This window comes from Marimonas lutisalis, from assembly GCF_005434965.1.
Lineage (GTDB): Bacteria > Pseudomonadota > Alphaproteobacteria > Rhodobacterales > Rhodobacteraceae > Marimonas_A > Marimonas_A lutisalis.
The window spans coordinates 41,970-59,251 of the sequence record NZ_SKCI01000001.1; the positions used below are offsets into that span (position 1 = coordinate 41,970).

Sequence of the window (17,282 nt, forward strand, 5' to 3'; positions counted from 1 at the left end):
CCAGACATTTAACAGAAGACGGTCTGGATGTTGGTGTTTTCGAAAAGTCCTTCTTCCCCGAACTCGACACCGACGCCCGAGTTCTTGACACCACCAAAGGGGGCGTTGGGTTGGATGGTGCCATGCCTGTTGATCCAGACCGATCCGCATTCCATCCGACCGGCGATCTCTTTGGCGCGTTCGATATCGTTGGACCAGACGGATCCGCCCAGCCCGTTGGGGTTGTCATTGGCCATGCGGATGGCCTCGTCGATATCAGAGTACCGGACAATCGGCAGGGCGGGACCGAACTGTTCTTCGTCCACCAGCCGATCGCCGTTCTTCATGTCCGACAGGATCGTCACCGGATAGAAAAGGCTGTCGCCGCCATCGGGATCGGCACCCATCAGCACTGTGCCTCCGCCTGCCATGGCCTCCGATACGAGATTCGCGACGATCTGGAACTGTTCCCGGTTTTGTACCGGGCCAAGGATGCTGTTTTCGTCAAGCCCGTTGCCCATGGGAATGTTCCGGGCAAAGGCCACGAGTTCCTCGCAAACCGCATCGTGCACATCCTCGTGGACGTAAAGCCGCTTCAGCGCCGCGCAAGTCTGGCCGCTATTGATGAATGCCCCCCAAAAAAGCCCCTCTGCGATCTGCCTGGGATCGACATCAGGTAGCACGATACCGGCATCATTTCCGCCTAGTTCCAGAGTCAACCGCTTGAGCGTTTCCGAGGCGCTCGCCATGACCTTCTTGCCGGTCGCGCAAGAGCCGGTGAAGATGATTTTACCAATGCCTTCATGTTCCGACATCGCCTTGCCAAGGGCATCGTCGCCGGACACGCAGTTCACCACGCCTGCTGGTAGAACCTCGTTCATCAATTCGACCATGCGCAGGGTCGAAAGTGGCGTCTGAGGTGCGGGCTTGTTGACCACAGTGTTGCCAGCGCGAATGGCTGGAAGGATATGCCACACGGCAATCATGACCGGCCAGTTCCAGGGCGTGATCGACCCGACCACGCCGATGGGCTTGCGGTGCAGTTCCACCCGACCCTCGTTGTTGTCCTGAAGCACCTTGACCGGCATCTCCAAATCGGCGGTGTAGTGGGCCCAGGCCCCGGCCCCGCCCAGCTCGAACCGCGACCCCAGACCGTTGAGCGGCTTGCCCTGCTCGCGGGTCAGCAGTTCCGCGAGTTCCTCCGAGTGTTCTTCGATCTTGGCGGCGGCAGCGTGACAAGCGGCCTTGCGGTCCTCGTCCGAAAGGGCCGACCACGCGGGAAAGGCTTGCGCTGCGGCGGCCACGGCGGCGTTCAGTTCTTCGACGCCGGCGCCCGGAGCACGCCCCACCAGCGACCCGTCCGCGGGATTGAGCACGTCGAATGTCCCCGAAACGCTATGCGCCGAGCCATTCAAGATGATACCAAAGTCTTTCATGTCGTTCTCCCCGTTGAAATGCGTTCGTGTCGGGCAGTTCGTCTCACCACTCCGATGTCTTTCCGACCCAGCCTAGCAGCGGCTCGGACGGGTTTTATCGTAGGTTCGGACGAATATATGTGGAAAGCGGCCAGAATATCCATAAAATACCCTCCTACGGCAAGTCGCGCGCGCCCTTCTGCGTGGGACGACCAATGCCAGAGCAAAAATCAAGAGAGGTTTGCGACCCGATGGATCCGATGACGGGCCCCAGCAATGTCAGTGATCTCGACATCTATGCCCCGATCGAACCCGCGATCTATGCCAACCTGTTTCTGGAAACCCTGTCCGAAGAAGGCATAGACCCGCGCATTGCGCTAGAGGGAACGGAACTATCGGTGAGTTACCTAGCGAACCCCGCCAACAGGATTTCCCTGGCGCAGCAGATCAAGATCTACGAGAACATCGGACAGTTGAAGGACTGCACGCGCCTAGCCCTGTTGCACGGATCAAGAATTCAACCCCATCACCACGGTTCCTGGGGATACGCAATACGATCCTCTGCCACGGTTCGGGACGCGTTGTGCAATTTCAATACGTATTTCAACGTGATTGGACCAATCGCAATGATGGCCCTCGTGGAAGGCAAGGATGTCGCGCGCTGGGTCGCGGTGAACGTCATCACCTCTGGCCCCGCGCGCCGGGTGGCGATTGCCGAGATGCTTGGTGGGAACCTCGCGCTCATGAAGCGCACGACCAAAGGCGCCTTCGAGTTAAGAGAACTCTGGCTTGATGACGTTTCCGAGAGCGACCTGCCGTACTACCAAGACTATTTCAGCTGCCCTGTACGGCATGGCATGGACAGCATCGAGATGCGGCTCGATCCACAGCTTCTTTCTTTGAAACAGCCCTATGCCGATTCTGAAACCGAAGCCGAATGCGTTGAAATGTGTCGGCGTCAGATTGCTCGGATCGACAGCTACACGGGTGTCTCCGGTGCCACCAGACGTCTTATTCGAGAAAAAATCGCCGACGGCATAACTCTGGAAGAGGTCGCGTCAGAATTGAACCTGTCCGGTAGATCATTGCGACGAAAGCTACGACAAGAAGGCTCGTCTTTCACGGAAATCCGCGACGAGACAAGGCTTACAATCGCGAAGAATTACCTGACCGAGTCTTCGATCTCAATTGACGAAATCGCATTCGTTCTTGGCTACGTGGAACCATCGAACTTCCGTCATGCATTTAAGAAATGGACTGGCCACGCGCCAGGGAGCTATCGAAAGGCTTTGTCCAACGCCAGTACAAATGGGAAAGTCTAGGGCAGGTCGAACAAGCCATCTTCCAAGCCATCCGCAAGCGCTACTCAACCGACGAAAAGCTCAAGTCTCGAAAATGAGAGGTGGGAGCGATACCAAAACCTGACAAGTTCAGTTCGCGTTGGATGCAATTAGTCAAACGAAAGTCCCTTTAATCCTGCGTCCGTATGCTAGGTGGATGAAAGATTGTGCGATTGCAGCGAATGGCTGGTTCGACGGACTGCACTGCAGCACGGAACTCACTTGGCAAAAGGCGACCTTGGTCCGCCCCTGCCCACGCCAATGTCGGCTTTCTGCGGTTCGCGGCTATGTATGTATATCGCAGCATTCGTGATTTTGGGCTCTTAGCCGCCGTTCGCGGCGCAATGCCTGAATGTCTGCTATGGACCGGTATCGGACTTGTAGCTTGACCTAATCTTAACGTTGAACTAAGCAGACAAAGGTCTTGAGCGGGTATAGCTTAATGGTAAAGCCCCTGCCTTCCAAGCAGGCTATGTCGGTTCGATTCCGTCTACCCGCTCCAGAAATTTCTTTCCTGCAAATTTCCTGCAAAATGTAGGATTCTTGATTTTTATCCCATTGAAAAAAATAGATAATGTGAGTTATGATCGCTTGCCTTCCAAGCTCTTGGTGCGGGTTCGATTCCCGCTGCCCGCTCCAGCGATCCCCTGATTTCCGGCACACTGCGGCAAGACGTGGCTTGACCCGCGCGGGTTGCGCCGCCATGAAGCCCGGCAACGCAAGAGACGAACAGGAGCCGCGCATGGCGAGGGGAGTGACGCCGCAGGCAGGCGAGGCGGAGCGCGAGAAATCGAAACGCGTGGGCGCATTGAAGGGGCTGGGGCCGTTCCTGGCGCCCTATCGCGTGCTGGTGGCTCTGGCGGGGCTGGCACTGATGCTGACGGCGGGGCTGTCGCTGGCGCTACCGATGGCGGTGCGCCGCGTGGTCGACAATTTCGGCACGGAAAGCGATGCGCTTCTCGACAAGTATTTCGGCGCCGCGGTGGTGATCGCGGGTCTTCTGGCTCTGGGCACGGGGCTGCGCTATGCGCTGGTCACCCGCCTGGGTGAGCGCGTGGTGGCCGATATCCGCAAGGCGGTGTTCGACCGCGTCGTGGGGATGAGCCCGGGTTTCTTCGAAAACGTCATGACCGGCGAGGTGCTGAGCCGGATTACCACCGACACCACACTGATTCTGAGCGTGATCGGCTCGTCCATCTCGGTGGCGCTGCGCAATGTGCTGATTTTCCTTGGCGGCCTGGTGCTGATGCTTTTCACCTCGGCCAAGCTGACCGGGCTTGTCCTGCTGATCGTGCCGCTGGTGATCGTGCCGATCCTGACCATGGGTCGGCGGCTGCGCGTGCTGAGCCGTGAGAACCAGGACTGGATCGCGGCAAGCTCGGGCAATGCGAGCGAGGCGCTGTTGAGCGTGCAGACGGTGCAGGCCTTTACCCACGAGGCGGCAAGCCAGACCGAGTTTTCGGACGTGACCGAAAAAAGCTATGACGCGGCGCGCCGGCGGATCACGGTGCGCGCGGTGATGACAGTGCTGGTGATGTTTTTGGTGTTTTCCGGCGTTGTGGGCGTGCTGTGGATCGGCGCGCGCGACGTGCGCGGCGGGGTGATGAGCTCGGGGCAACTGGTGCAGTTCGTGATCTACGCGGTGATGGTCGCGGGGTCGGTCGCCGCGCTGAGCGAGATCTGGGGCGAATTGCAGCGCGCCGCGGGCGCGACCGAGCGGTTGGTCGAACTCTTGGAGGCTGAGGACGCGGTGAACGACCCGGCGCAGCCGGCGGTGCTGAAACGCCCCGTGAAGGGCGAGATTCGCTTCGAGGACGTGCGTTTCGCTTATCCCTCGCGGCGCGATACGGCAGCATTGGATGGCGTGAACCTGACCATTGCCCCGGGCGAGACGGTGGCCCTGGTCGGCCCGTCGGGGGCGGGCAAGACGACGATCATCCAGCTGATCCAGCGGTTCTATGACCCCGATAGCGGGCGTGTCTGCCTCGATGGTCAGGACCTGACGACGCTGGCACGGGCCGATTTCCGGCGCGAGATCGCGCTGGTGCCACAGGACCCGGTGATTTTCGCCGCCTCCGCACGCGAAAACATCCGCTTCGGCCGCGAGGATGCGAGCGATGCCGAGGTCGAGGCGGCCGCGAAGGCCGCCGCCGCGCACGAATTCATCAACGCGCTGCCGCAGGGCTATGACAGCCCGCTTGGCGAACGCGGCGTCCTGCTCTCGGGCGGGCAGAAGCAACGCATCGCGATTGCGCGGGCGATCCTGCGCGACGCGCCCGTGCTGCTTCTGGACGAGGCGACAAGCGCGCTCGATGCCGAAAGCGAACGCGCGGTGCAGGCGGCGGTGGACGAGCTTTCGCAAGATCGCACGACGATCGTGGTGGCGCACCGGCTGGCAACGGTGAAAAAGGCCGACCGGATCGTGGTGATGGAAGCCGGCCGTATCGCCTCGATCGGCACGCACGAGGCGCTGGTGGCCGAGGACGGTCTTTACGCGCGGCTGGCGCGGTTGCAGTTCACCGACGGGCAGGGCGTCTGACCGCCCCCCCGGCCATACGCCCGCCCACCCACCCCGTTTGCCCGAGGGGGCTTTGTGCCCACCCGTGATGTCGTGCATAGGTGATGACCTGGAAATTGAGTATTTGGACCAAGAAAGAGCGGGCAGCGACCCGATTTGATCTGGCTCTTTCTTGGTGAAAATACTCATTTCGCGACCTTTCCGGCAGCACCACTTCTTTGGGGCGGACCAAAGGGAGACGAAGCTGCGGGGCCGAGCGAAGCGAGGCCCCGCCCCCGGGCGACGCGCGAAGGCGCGGCGCAATACCTGAGTGATGTCAGAGACCCGCGCCGGAGAGGATCGCACGGGCAGCGGCGAGATCGCCCAGGGCGTGGCCGCGAAAGACGAAGCCCGCAGGCCCGGTACCGGACCGAGGCGTCAGGCGGCCCATGACGAGGTCCGCGAGATCGCCTGCGACCTGCGCCGGATCAGAGAGGCGTTTGCCGGGCGGGAGTGAGGCCTCCTGGGCAAGATCGTCGACCAGCAGTGGAGAGAGGCGCGAGAGGCTGTCGCGCGCCCAGTGATGGCCGAGATCGGGCAGCGCGGCGAAGCTGCGGGGCCCGAGCCAGTCGGCGCGGATGGCGCCGGAGGGCGCCGCGTCGCGCGAGAGCGCGCTGACCACGATGTCGGCGCCTTCGATGGCCTCTTGCGCCGAGGTGGCGATTCGGGGCGCGAGGCCGAGGCCGCGCGCGGCGGCCGCGAGCCGGTCGATGCCCGGCTGGCCGCGCCCCAGAATGCGCAGCTCTTGCAGCGGGAAAAGCTCGGCCAGGGCCTGCAGGTGGCTGTGCGCCTGCACCCCGGCGCCGAGCATGGCGAGCACCCGGGCCCGGGGTGGCGCGAGGTATCGCGCGGCCGTGGCCGAGAGCGCGGCGGTGCGCCGCGCGGTGAGCCAGGGACCGTCGATCAGCGCGACGGGCTGGCCCGTGCGGGCATCGAGCACGGAGACGAGCCCGTCGATATAGGGCAGGCCCGCGGCCGGGTTGGCCGGGTTCTGGACCATGGATTTCACCACCATGAACCGGTCATCGGCGGCCATGGTCGTCATCATGTAGCGCCCGTCGGGCCGGTCGAGCATCGCCTTGGGAGCACTTGCCGCGCGACCGGCATCGGCTTCGCGGATCGTTTCTTCGATCGCGTCGCAGAGCGTGGCGGCCGAGAGGCCGAGCGCGTCGAGACCGGCGGCGGTGAGATGGGGCAGGGTCATGCCTCATCCCTAGCATGGATCACAGGTCTCGCATCCAGAATTGCAGCGGGTGATCGGTTTCCGCGGGCTGGTCGATGTCTTTCCAGCGAAACTGCGCGACGACACCGGGCAGGGGGGCATAGCCGCGCTTTCTCCAGAAGGGGTCGAGAGGGGCGTAATCGGCCGGCATCAGCGGGTGGTTATCCGGGCGGAGGACACCGCAGAAGGCAGATTTCGTGAAGCCGAGGCGTCGGGCATGATCCTCGCGCGCGTCAAAGAAGGCATGACCCAGTCCCTGGCCGCGATAGGCGGGCAGCAGCACGGATTCCGCGCAGTAGAATATCTCGGACAGGTCGAGCCCGGTGCCTGCGAAGGCGGCGGCGAATTCATCGGCATGATCGCCCATTGGCGTGCCGGTGGAGGCGCCGACGAGCCTGTCACCATCATAGGCGCCAACGAGGATCGCCCCGGCGCTGTCGCGGTAGGATTGCAGGTAGTCACGCTCATACGCAACATCGCCATCGTAGAGATAGGGCCAGTCGCGGAAGACGGTGATCCGGAGTTGGGCCACGTCGTCCAGGGCGGCGTCGAGCGCCGCGCCGGTCAGGACGCGCGTGGCGATCATGCCGAGACCTGCGCGACCCAGTCGGCAAGGTTGTAATAGGTGGTTACGCGGCTGATCTGGCCGTCTTTCAGCGTAAAGAACGATCCGGCGGGCAGGCGGTAGGCCTGGCCGCGGGCCGCGGGCAACCCTTCATCGGTTTCCAGGTAGGTGCCGTTGACGATGTATTCGGCGGCCGCGCGGGTGCCGTTCTCGGCCTCGAAGATCACCATGTCGGTCAGTTCTTCGGCGTAGCAGCGGCTCATATGCGCGCAAAAATCGGCGAATCTTTCCTTGCCCGTGCGGATTTGGCCTTCGTTCACGTGGTGGGCCACGTCATCGGCGAGGCAGGCGAGCATGCCGTCGGTATCGCCCGCGTTGAAGGCGGTGAAATAGGCGCGGATCGTGTCGGTGGCGGTCATGGGGCCTCGCATCTCTGAGGGGTCGGATCGCGAAATCGCTAGTGAAAAACGCGGGCGAGATCAATGGGCGGATGCGGGCATGTTCTTGACCCTGTGCGATCATCACGGCTACCCATTCGGGAACGAGCGAGGGCACCGCGCCGCGGCGGCCCGGAAAAGCGACAGGGACGGCATGACAGAACCGAGCGACGCCAGCGCGCCCATGCGCCTGCCCGTGACCGAGACGGCCAATGCCTTCGTGGCGTTCCTGTTTGCCGCCTCGGCGCCGGTGGCGATCATCCTGAGCGCCGGGGTGCGCGGCGGGCTGAGCGAGGCGGACCTTGCCTCCTGGATCTTTGCGGCCTTCGCGGTGAACGGGGTGCTGACCATCGGGATGTCGGCCTTCTACCGTCAGCCGCTGGCGTTTTTCTGGACCATTCCGGGGACGGTCCTGGTGGGCACGGCGCTCCAGTCGCTGAGCTTTGAAGAGGTGATCGGGGCCTATCTGCTGACCGGTCTGCTGCTGCTGGTGCTGGGGTTGACCGGGTGGGTCAGGGTCGCGATGGCTCGGTTGCCGATGCCCATCGTCATGGGCATGGTGGCCGGCGTTTTCGTGCGCTTCGGGCTCGACTGGATCCGCGCTTTCGAGACGGATTTCGTGCTGGTCGCGGCGATGACGGCCACGTTTTTCGGGCTGACGGCGCTGCCCGGTGTCCGCGACAGGTTTCCACCGATGATCGGGGTTCTGCTGGTCGGGCTGGTGATCCTGGTGAGCCAGGATGGTGGCACGGCAGCGGGCAGCGGCGGACCCGTCTTTGCCGCGCCACATCTCTATCGGCCTGCGTTTTCGCTGGCCGCCGCGCTGGAACTGGTGGTGCCGCTGGCGATCACCGTGATCGCGGCGCAGAATGCCCAGGGCATCGTGATCCTGCGCCAGGCAGGGCATGCTCCACCGGTGAGTGCGATCACCACGGCCTGCGGCGGCACATCGCTCATTACCGGGCTGTTGGGCAGCGTCTCCACATGCCTGACCGGGCCGTCGAACGCGATCCTGGTGTCGAGCGGGAAGGTGGCACGGCACTGGATCGCGGCGGTGCTGCTGGGCGGGCTGGCCATCGTCTTTGGCATCTTCGCGCCGGCGGTCACGAACCTGCTTCTGGCCACGCCGGCGGCGTTTCTGAGCACGCTGGCCGGTCTGGCGCTCTTGCGCACGCTTCAGGCTGCGTTCCAGACGGCCTTTGGCCCGGGTTTCCCGCTGGGGGCGCTGATCGCCTTCCTGGTGACGCTGGCGGGGGTGCCCGTGTTCAATATCGGGGCGCCGTTCTGGGGGCTGGTCTTTGGCGTGCTGGCGAGCCTGGTGATGGAGCGCGAGGCGTTCGGCAGGCGGTAAGACGGCTGGAGAGAAACTTCCAGGGGATGAGGACCAATTTGCGGCCCGACGCACCCGACGACCGCTTTTCCCGGTAGTGGATATGGGGTGAGAATCGGGCTATGGCTGCTGTGCGGACAAACCGGCCAATGGCCAAGAGTATTGGCAGCCCGCGCAGCAAGATGGAGCATCTGGGACTTCCAAGCGAGTCGAAGCTATCGTTCTCGGTCGGTAAGCACCCACGCGACTGCAAATCTACCCCGAGCAGATAGCAAACAGGCCCGCGCGCGATGTGATCCCCAGTTTTCCATAGGCGCGCTTTCGGTAGGTCACCACGCTGGACGGTGCAACGCCGAGATCGGCTGCAATGGCCTCGGTCTTGCGGCCCGACAGGATACCCAGGCACACTGCCTGCTCGCGGTCGCTGAGAACCGTCAGCGGCGCCGGGGTGCCGGTTTCTTCCGTGCGCTCGAAATGCATCAAGGCAAGTCGTCCGGCGAGGCGCGAGAGATCCGGGTCGCAGGCGCCGGAAGACTCTTCCGAGGAATAGAAGCTGACGAACAGGCGCAGCGTTTCTCCGACCGCAAGAACGGTTGTCTTGGCCATGAGGCCGGGCGCATCAAAAAACATGCGGCGATAGTCATCGTCCATCTCGCTGGCGATCTCGTCGAAGCTTCGCAACTGCACGCTGTTTCGCTCGGCGGCTTGAAGGGCAGGAAGTAGGGGGTCGCGCTGAAACGATCCCTCGAGGTAGGCCGCGGCAAGTTTTCCGGCGAGAGCCGTATTAGAGAAGTGATATGAAAGCAGACAGCGCGCGCGGTCACTCTCAATAGAGAAGACCATGATCTGGTCGACGCCGAGTGTGGCGACAAAATCAACGTAGACCGGCGCGAAGACATCGGAGCCGAGTGTTTCGAGACAGGCGTCGATCTTGCGAACAGTCGGAGACATGCGTCAGTGATATCATGTCCCCCCAAAAAGGGGACAGACATTGCTCCGGCTGGTTCGTTATGTCTCCTCTGCAAAGAGGGAGAAGCTCAAATGAGACCAGCCGGACGGGCCGAGACGGACTCGCTTTATTTCGACTACCCGCATTTCGACGCCCCCAAGGATCGGTCGCGCCTGGATGCTTCGGCTCCGGTTGCCATCGTCGGAGCAGGCCCTGTGGGCCTGACCGCCGCGCTCGCACTCGCACGGGACGGCATTGCTTCCGTCATGTTTGATGCGAAGTCCACGTTCAATGACGGGAGCCGCGCCATCTGCATTGCGCGCCAGAGCTATTACATACTTGAACGTATTGGTGCTGTCGCACCGTTCCTCGAGAAGTCTCTAGGCTGGACGACCGGCCGCAGCTTCTACCGGGGCCAACAAATCCTGGAATTCGAGATGCCGGACAGTCCGCGCGAGAAGTATCGCCCCATGTACAACATCGAACAGCAGTACATCGAGCAATACCTCTGGGACGCGATAGAACGCGAACCGCTGATCGAGACCCGGTGGCAGAGCGAAGTGACGGGTATCGAAGATCTCGATGGCGGAGTGCGCCTAACCGTGCGCGATCCAAACGGCAGCTACGACATTGCCGCCGACTGGGTGCTCGCAGCAGACGGCGCCCGTAGTAGCGTTCGCAAACTGCGGGGGCTGAGCCTCAAGGGGGAGAACTACGAAGGCCGGTACGTCATTGCCGATGTTCAGATGGATCATGACTATCCCACCATTCGTCGAGCGCTCTTCGACCCTGATTGCCGGCGTGGCGGCACGGTGCTGGTGCACAAGCAGCCCGACAACATCTGGCGGATCGACTATCAACTCCGCGACGGCGAGGACGAAGCAGACGCTGTTGCCGAAGACAACGTGCGCGCCTCGGTGGCCGCGGTTTTGGCCGATCTCGGTTTCACTGGCGACTGGGAGTTGGAATGGTGGAGTGTCTATTCAGCCAACACGCTTGCTCTCGACGACTACCGCGACGGACGGATTTTCTTCATCGGAGACAGTGCTCATATCGTGCCGATCTTCGGGGTGCGCGGACTGAACAACGGCCTCGCGGACGCCCAGAACATCGCTTGGAAACTGGCTCGTATGATCGAGGGCCAAGCCGGGGAGGCACTTCTGGACAGCTATACGCCGGAACGCCGTGGCGCGACGCTGGATGTCTTTGCCAACGCGTCAAAATCGGCCCGTTTCATGACGCCGCCGACACCCGGCTGGCAGCTGATGAGGGACGCGGCCCTGAACCTTGCGCTGACCCACCCCTTCGCCGGAGAGCTCGCCAACCCGCGTCAGATGACACCCTACACCTATGCCGACAGTCCGATCGTTTCGCCCGACGACCCGGGTTTCTATGGCGGGCCGGTGCCTGGAGCACCATTGCCTGAGGCGCGCGTCGGTGACGGTTTCTTGTCCGACTTGTCAGGCCCAGGGTTCACGTTGATCACCTTTGATCCCGACCTTGCCGAAACGGTTGCGGACAGCGACCTCACCACGGTCGCGCTGCAGCCCGGTTCAGAAGCGGCCGAAGTCCTCGCTGCCGGTCCTGAAAGCGCCTATCTGGTCCGGCCGGACGGGCATATCGTGTCGCGTTGGACGCGCCCTTCATCGACGCTGGTATGTGAGGCTTTGAAAAGATCCCTTGGGAGAGACCGGACATGACACCAAGAGACGTTGAAACCGTGTACGAGGCTCTTGCGTTGAAACTTGACGCTGTAGGTGACACGCAGCGCGAACTCTTCCTCGCGAAACTTGCCCTTTTGTTGTCGCATGACCTTGGAGACGCTGAACGTGTTTGCCTGCGTATCGATGAGGCGGCGCTGAATATCGATAGCTGAGTAGGGCCATCTGTCCAGTTGCCGCCTGCTGCAGCGGAAGTTCCGGGCGAGCGCATACTGTCCGTTTCGGGCTCCAAGCCGCCGTTCGCTGTGTTGCGTGTGAACGACCAAAATGAGCCGGTTCTCCCGCCTGGCACTCAAGCGACAAAGCTCGACTTGGCCCGTTTTGCAGGTAGCGACTGGCCGAATTGTGCGCCAAAGCGCCAAGCCATAAGCCTGCAGCATGTCACCGTATGACAAGACCGGTCGATCGCGCCGTAAGTGGAGCTACTCTTCCGTCTCAAAGCGGCCGCCGAAGCGCCGGGTCAGGTTCTCGATGATCTCGTCGCGGGTGCGGCGATAGGCGTCGAGTTTCTGTTCGCGGGTTTCGCCCTGGGCGGTGGGGTCGGTGATCGGCCAGAATTCCACCTCGGTGTGGAAGGGGCGGGTCAGGTCCTGCGCGCGGGCGTGGCTGGCGGGCGACAGGGCAACGATCAGGTCATAAGAGCTGAGATCGTCGCCATATTCGCCCATTTCGTCGAAGCTGCGCGACTGGTGGCGGGAAAGCTCCACGCCGATCTCATCGCAGACGGCGATAGCGAAGCCGTCGATTTCCAGATCGTTCTTGAGCCCGGCCGATTGCAGGTAGGCGCGCGCGCCGTAGAGCTTTTTCGCGATCGCCTCGGCCATGGGCGAGCGCACCGCGTTGTGATCGCAGCAAAACAGGATCGACTGGGGCAGCGGTTCGGCCACGCTCATCCCCCGAAATGCAGCACGCAGACCAGGGTGAAGAGGCGTCGGGCGGTATCGTTGTCGATCTCGGCCTTGCCTTCGAGGCGTTCCTGCAGGATGCGCGCGCCTTCGTTGTGGATGCCGCGGCGGGCCATGTCGATGGTTTCGATCTGGCTGGGCGGCATGTTTTTCACCGCGTCGTAATAGCTTTCGCAGATTGCCCAGTAATCCTTGACCACCTGGCGGAAGGGCGACAGCGACAGGTGGAACTCGGCCGCCTTTTCGCCGGCTTCGGTGGCGATGTCGAAAACCAGCCGCTTGTCGCGGATCGACAGATCGACATGGTAGGGGCCGTCGGGCACCATCCGGTCATCGCGCCTGGGCAGGGTAAAGCTGTTTTCTTCCAGCAGGTCGAACATGGCGACCTTGCGCTCCTGCTCGATCTCGGGCGTGGGCGGCGGCAGGTTGGAATCGTCAAGCGCGATATTGGTGATGTGGGACATGGGGCGCAGGCCTTCCCGGTGATTCAGGTTTCCCCACGTGATACTTGAGCGGTTGGCCCGGGACAATCCGCTTTAGCCTGACGCGGGAGCGCGTCGGGTAGGGGAAACCTGACTTTGGAGAACGGGGCAGTTGCCGTAGGATTGTTCGTGTTCGGTGACGATTTCATGCTGAACCCCGGGTGGGCCAATTACCGGCCCTGCGTTTCCCGGACAATCCATTTGAAAGGATCTTACTCATGAAACGTGCAAGTTTCTTGCCGGCCATTCTGGCCGGGTGCTTATTGGCAACTTCGGGTCTTGCCGAGACCGGGTTGCCGGCCAAGAAGCAGACCCTGAACGGGCTCTATATGACCGCAGCCGAGGCCGCGGACATGCTGCAGGACGACAATGTTTTGTTCGTCGATGTGCGCAGCCGGCCCGAGCTGGCCTTCACTGGCGTGGCCGAGCGGGTGGACGTGCATATCCCGCTGATGGTGATGCCGGAAAAGGCGGTCTACAGCCCGCAAAAGGGCGGCTACCGGATGCGCTTCAATCCCGATTTCGTCCTCGCCTTCGAATCCTACCTGATGGAAAACGGTTATGACGAGACGGTGCCGATCGTTCTGATCTGCCGCTCGGGTGCGCGCAGCGCCAAGGCCGCGAACATCCTGCGCGAAATGGGCTATGCCAATGTCTGGTCGGTGACCGACGGGTTCGAGGGCGACAAAGCCAAGGACGGACCCGGCAAGGGCCAGCGCGTGCTCAACGGCTGGAAGAACGCGGGCCTGGCCTGGAGTTATGCGATCCGGTCCGATCAGGCCTATCCTATGGATCTGGGTGCGAGCGGTAGCTGAGCTGACGCGAAAGACCTGATCAGAGCTCGTTCAGGCGATTGAGGCGCGCGCGTACCGAAAGGCCGTGCGCCTCGAGGCTTTCCGAGATGGCGAGCGTTTCGGCCGCCGGGCCGATCTTGCGCAGCGCCTCGGGCGTCATCTGCGCCAGCGTGGTGCGCTTGAGGAAATCGAGCACGTTGAGACCGGACGAGAACCGCGCCGAGCGGGCGGTGGGCAGCACGTGGTTGGGCCCGCCGACATAATCGCCGATCGCCTCGGGCGTCCAGGCGCCGAGGAAGATGGCGCCGGCATGGGTGATCTCTTCGGCCAGTTTCATCGGCTCGGCCGCGCAAAGCTCGAGATGTTCGGGCGCGACGCGGTTCGAGAGCCGGGCCGCGGTCGAGAGATCCGGCACGGTGATCACCGCTCCGTAGTCGCGCCAGCTCGCCCCCGCGATGGCGCGACGTTCAAGCGTGGCGAGGTTGCGTTCGATCGCCTCGGTCACGGCCTGGGCCATGGCCGGGCTGTCGGTGATCAGGATGGATTGCGCGCTTTCGTCATGCTCGGCCTGGCTGAGCATGTCGAGCGCGATCCAGTCGGGATCATTGTCGCCGTCGGCGATGACGAGGATTTCCGACGGGCCCGCGATCATGTCGATGCCGACGCGGCCGAAAACCCGGCGCTTGGCGGCAGCGACGAAGGCGTTGCCGGGGCCGGTGATCTTGTCGACGGGGCGGATGGTTTCGGTGCCGTAGGCCAGCGCGGCGATGGCCTGTGCGCCGCCGACGCGATAGATCTCATCGACGCCGGCCAGCCGTGCGGCCAGGATGACGAGCGGGTTCACCTGCCCGTCCGGCGTGGGGCAGGTGATGGCCAGCCGCCCGACGCCCGCGACCTTGGCGGGAATGGCGTTCATCAGCACCGAAGACGGATAGGAGGCGAGCCCGCCGGGCACGTAGAGACCCGCGGCGCTGACCGGGGTGAAGCGCCAGCCAAGCGTGGCGCCGGCTGCGTCCTGCCAGAGCGCGTCTTCGGGCATCTGACGGGTGTGATAGGCGCGGATGCGTTCGGCGGCGAGCTCCAGCGCCTCGGCTTCATGGGCGGGAACTTCGGCGCAGTACATCTCGATCTCGGCCTCGGAAAAGCGCATCGTGTCGGGGGTCAGCGCCAGTCGGTCGAATTTCGCCGTCAGGTCAATGAGCGCCTGGTCGCCGCGGGCACGCACATCGGCGATGATCCCGGCCACGATTTCATCGACATCGGCGCTGTCTTCGCGCTTGGCCGACAGGAGCGCGGCGAAAGCAGGTTCGAAATCGGCGGCGGTGGCATCGAGAAAGACGGGCATGGCGGGCACTCCTTGGATCGCGGTGAGTCATAGGCGGCGGCGCGGGCAGGCTCAAGGTACAAACCCCGCCCCCTTGTCGGCGCGCCCACCCGCCTACCCCGCGCCGGCAAGGGGGTGGGAGCCGGTCGCGCCCGCCCACGCAAGGGCACCGGGGCGCGTGGCGCGAGGGCATATGCCGTTCTTTCTTGGCAAAAATACTCATTGCCCCGGTCGTGCCGGGCTCCGCGCATAGGGGCGGGCGGCAGATTGCGGTCTGGCCTGGGCCGCGGCGCGAGCCGCGGCCCCGCCGCGACGCGCTTGCGCGGCGCAATACCTCAGTCTTCGGGATGCTGCGGCGCGTTGTGCGAGACGGCGCGGTAAGGTCGGGTGACATCCTTGAGACGGACTTCGAGCGCTTCGGCTTCGAGCCGCAGCGCACCGTCTCCGGCAAGGGTCAGCAGCACCGCGCCCGTGCCGTCCTCGCCGGGCGCCCAGTCGACCGACAGGAGCGACAGGATCAGGTCCTTGTCCGAGCGGTCGACGCCCTGGCTCAGCACCCTTTGCACGCCCTCGACCACCAGCAGGGATTGCACCCGCTCGGGTCCATGCCTGTCGCGGCCGCCGTCTTCCCAGCGGAAGCGGTTGAGAAGAATGGCAAAGCGCCGCTGGCGCGGCTGCCAGAGCATTTCGGTGATCGGGAACACGGCATCCTGCACCAGCGAGGATATCACCCGCAGGTCATCCGCATCCAGCGCGCCGAGATCCAGCGGCGCCTCGCGTCCGTCTTCGAAACTTGCGTCGCTCACTCGGCCTTCACCCTTTCGATCTTTGCGCCCACGCCTTCGAGCTTGCGCACCACATGCTCATATCCGCGGTCGAGATGGTAGACGCGGCTGACCACGGTTTCGCCCTCGGCCGCCAGCCCGGCGAGGATCAGCGACACGCTGGCGCGCAGGTCGGTGGCCATCACCGGCGCGCCCTTCAGGCGCTCGACGCCATGCACGGTGGCGGTGCCGCCATGCACTTCGATCTGCGCGCCCATGCGCATCAGTTCGGGTGCATGCATGAAGCGGTTTTCAAAGATTTTCTCTTCCAGCACCGAGGTGCCCTCGGCGGTGCAAAGCAGCGCCATCATCTGCGCCTGCAGGTCGGTGGGAAACCCCGGGAAGGGTTCGGTTGTCACGTCCACGGCGGCAACGCGGCCATTGCGGCGGCGCACCTTGAGGCCACGGTCGGTCTCGGTCACGTCGATTCCGGCCTGGTCGAGCTTCTCGACGAAGCTTTCGACGAGATGCAGCTTGCCGCCGAGGCATTCGACCTCGCCGCCGGCGATGGCGGGGGCCAGCATGTAGGTGCCCAGTTCGATCCGGTCGGTCACCACCGGGTGGGTGGCGCCCGACAGGCGGTCGACGCCTTCAATCGTGATCGTCGAGGTGCCATCGCCCTCGATCCGGGCGCCCATCTTGCGCAGGCAGGTGGCGAGATCGACGATCTCGGGTTCGCGCGCGGCGTTTTTCAGCACCGTCGTGCCCTTGGCCAGCGTCGCCGCCATCAGCACGTTTTCGGTGGCCCCGACCGAGGCGAAGGAAAACTCGACCGTGGCGCCCTTGAGCCCGCCCGGCGCCTTGGCATGCAGGTACCCGTCGCGCAGTTCGATCTCGGCGCCGAGCGCTTCGAGGCCGTGGATGTGCAGGTCCATCGGGCGGGCGCCGATGGCGCAACCACCGGGCAGCGACACCACCGCCTGCCCAAGCCGCGCCAGCATCGGGCCCAGCACCAGGTTCGAGGCGCGCATCTTGCGCACGATGTCATAGTCAGCGACGTGGTTCGTCAGGTCATGGCTGGACATCGCCAGAACCTGGCCGTCCTGCAGCGAGGTGACCTCGGCGCCAAGCGATTGCAGCAGGGTGGACATGGTGCGGATGTCCGAAAGCCGCGGCGCGTTGGTCAGCGTCAGCGGTTCTTCGCTGAGCAGCGTTGCGGGCATGAGCGTGAGGCAGGCGTTCTTGGCCCCGGCGATGGGAATTTCTCCGCTGAGTTCGCCGTTGCCGGTGACGATGATCTGGTCCATTTCAACTGCCCTCGTTCTTGCTGCCGCTGGTTTTTTCCCCATTGCGCGCACGGGCCTGGGCCTTGCGCCGGGCCATGTTGGCCTTGAGCGCGGCCTTGAGCCGGTCGTCGCGGCTTTCTTTCGGCGGCGTGCCTTTGGGGGGCGGTGATTTACCTGTCATGCAGACCTCATAAAGGAGGTGCGAAAAACAG

The 17,282-nt window shown here is 63.5% G+C and carries 17 protein-coding genes and 1 tRNA gene; 7 read left to right on the forward strand and 11 right to left on the reverse strand.

Annotation, left to right across the window (positions count from 1 at the left end; translation table 11 throughout):
• Positions 1–8: 8 nt before the first annotated feature.
• Positions 9–1,415, reverse strand: a complete 1,407-nt coding sequence (locus E0501_RS00200) for an aldehyde dehydrogenase family protein (protein WP_137699352.1) — start codon at positions 1,413–1,415, stop codon at positions 9–11.
• Between the two features lie 230 nt (positions 1,416–1,645).
• Here E0501_RS00200 and E0501_RS00205 point away from each other — a divergent pair, with 230 nt between their 5' ends.
• The 3 genes from E0501_RS00205 to E0501_RS00215 all read left to right on the forward strand — a co-directional run bounded on the left by E0501_RS00205 (position 1,646) and on the right by E0501_RS00215 (position 5,273).
• Complete coding sequence (locus E0501_RS00205; RefSeq protein WP_161594514.1) at positions 1,646–2,716, forward strand: AraC family transcriptional regulator; 1,071 nt, start codon at positions 1,646–1,648, stop codon at positions 2,714–2,716.
• 446 nt (positions 2,717–3,162) lie between these two features.
• A tRNA-Gly gene (locus tag E0501_RS00210) sits at positions 3,163–3,236 on the forward strand.
• A gap of 240 nt (positions 3,237–3,476) precedes the next feature.
• On the forward strand, positions 3,477–5,273 hold the full coding sequence (locus E0501_RS00215) for an ABC transporter transmembrane domain-containing protein (RefSeq protein WP_137699354.1): 1,797 nt from the start codon (positions 3,477–3,479) through the stop codon (positions 5,271–5,273).
• A 295-nt stretch (positions 5,274–5,568) separates the two neighbouring features.
• On the opposite strand, the gene E0501_RS00220 is transcribed toward E0501_RS00215, so the two are convergent.
• The 3 genes from E0501_RS00220 to E0501_RS00230 are packed head-to-tail and all read right to left on the reverse strand — an operon-like array spanning position 5,569 to position 7,497.
• Positions 5,569–6,495, reverse strand: a complete 927-nt coding sequence (locus E0501_RS00220) for an ornithine cyclodeaminase family protein (RefSeq protein ID WP_137699355.1) — start codon at positions 6,493–6,495, stop codon at positions 5,569–5,571.
• Positions 6,496–6,514: 19 nt separating this feature from the next.
• Positions 6,515–7,099, reverse strand: coding sequence for a GNAT family N-acetyltransferase (locus tag E0501_RS00225; RefSeq protein WP_137699356.1), 585 nt, complete (start codon positions 7,097–7,099; stop codon positions 6,515–6,517).
• Positions 7,096–7,497, reverse strand: a complete 402-nt coding sequence (locus tag E0501_RS00230; RefSeq protein ID WP_137699357.1) for a ketosteroid isomerase-related protein — start codon at positions 7,495–7,497, stop codon at positions 7,096–7,098. The genes E0501_RS00225 and E0501_RS00230 overlap by 4 nt, the downstream gene beginning before the upstream one ends.
• Before the next feature lie 172 nt (positions 7,498–7,669).
• Here E0501_RS00230 and E0501_RS00235 point away from each other — a divergent pair, with 172 nt between their 5' ends.
• Positions 7,670–8,866: a benzoate/H(+) symporter BenE family transporter gene (locus tag E0501_RS00235; protein ID WP_137699358.1), complete on the forward strand. Its 1,197-nt coding sequence runs from the start codon at positions 7,670–7,672 to the stop codon at positions 8,864–8,866.
• A gap of 234 nt (positions 8,867–9,100) precedes the next feature.
• On the opposite strand, the gene E0501_RS00240 is transcribed toward E0501_RS00235, so the two are convergent.
• The gene (locus E0501_RS00240; protein WP_137699359.1) at positions 9,101–9,796 is read right to left on the reverse strand and encodes a helix-turn-helix transcriptional regulator; all 696 of its coding nucleotides are present in this window, start codon (positions 9,794–9,796) and stop codon (positions 9,101–9,103) included.
• 90 nt (positions 9,797–9,886) lie between these two features.
• Here E0501_RS00240 and E0501_RS00245 point away from each other — a divergent pair, with 90 nt between their 5' ends.
• Positions 9,887–11,494 (forward strand): FAD-dependent monooxygenase, encoded by a 1,608-nt coding sequence (locus E0501_RS00245; protein WP_137699360.1) that lies wholly within the window; start codon positions 9,887–9,889, stop codon positions 11,492–11,494.
• Positions 11,491–11,670 (forward strand): DUF2783 domain-containing protein, encoded by a 180-nt coding sequence (locus E0501_RS00250; protein ID WP_137699361.1) that lies wholly within the window; start codon positions 11,491–11,493, stop codon positions 11,668–11,670. The genes E0501_RS00245 and E0501_RS00250 overlap by 4 nt, the downstream gene beginning before the upstream one ends.
• Before the next feature lie 267 nt (positions 11,671–11,937).
• Here E0501_RS00250 and E0501_RS00255 read toward each other — a convergent pair whose 3' ends face one another.
• Together E0501_RS00255 and E0501_RS00260 are read right to left on the reverse strand one after the other, a co-directional pair.
• Positions 11,938–12,408, reverse strand: coding sequence for an arsenate-mycothiol transferase ArsC (locus E0501_RS00255; protein WP_137699362.1), 471 nt, complete (start codon positions 12,406–12,408; stop codon positions 11,938–11,940).
• Complete coding sequence (locus E0501_RS00260; RefSeq protein WP_137699363.1) at positions 12,405–12,884, reverse strand: UPF0262 family protein; 480 nt, start codon at positions 12,882–12,884, stop codon at positions 12,405–12,407. Before E0501_RS00260 ends, E0501_RS00255 begins: the two co-directional genes overlap by 4 nt.
• A gap of 236 nt (positions 12,885–13,120) precedes the next feature.
• Here E0501_RS00260 and E0501_RS00265 point away from each other — a divergent pair, with 236 nt between their 5' ends.
• A complete protein-coding gene (locus E0501_RS00265) occupies positions 13,121–13,717 on the forward strand; it encodes a rhodanese-like domain-containing protein (protein WP_137699364.1) in 597 nt (198 codons plus the stop codon).
• A 19-nt stretch (positions 13,718–13,736) separates the two neighbouring features.
• On the opposite strand, the gene hisD is transcribed toward E0501_RS00265, so the two are convergent.
• From hisD to E0501_RS21245, 4 genes are all read right to left on the reverse strand, one after another.
• Positions 13,737–15,041 carry a histidinol dehydrogenase gene (gene hisD / locus E0501_RS00270; protein WP_137699365.1) on the reverse strand — a complete coding sequence of 435 codons (1,305 nt, stop codon included), beginning with the start codon at positions 15,039–15,041 and terminating at the stop codon, positions 13,737–13,739.
• A gap of 314 nt (positions 15,042–15,355) precedes the next feature.
• On the reverse strand, positions 15,356–15,826 hold the full coding sequence (locus E0501_RS00275) for a DUF2948 family protein (protein ID WP_137699366.1): 471 nt from the start codon (positions 15,824–15,826) through the stop codon (positions 15,356–15,358).
• Positions 15,823–17,091: a UDP-N-acetylglucosamine 1-carboxyvinyltransferase gene (gene murA, locus E0501_RS00280; RefSeq protein ID WP_137699367.1), complete on the reverse strand. Its 1,269-nt coding sequence runs from the start codon at positions 17,089–17,091 to the stop codon at positions 15,823–15,825. Before murA ends, E0501_RS00275 begins: the two co-directional genes overlap by 4 nt.
• Before the next feature lies 1 nt (position 17,092).
• Positions 17,093–17,251 (reverse strand): hypothetical protein, encoded by a 159-nt coding sequence (locus E0501_RS21245; protein WP_170222757.1) that lies wholly within the window; start codon positions 17,249–17,251, stop codon positions 17,093–17,095.
• Positions 17,252–17,282 lie beyond the last annotated feature (31 nt).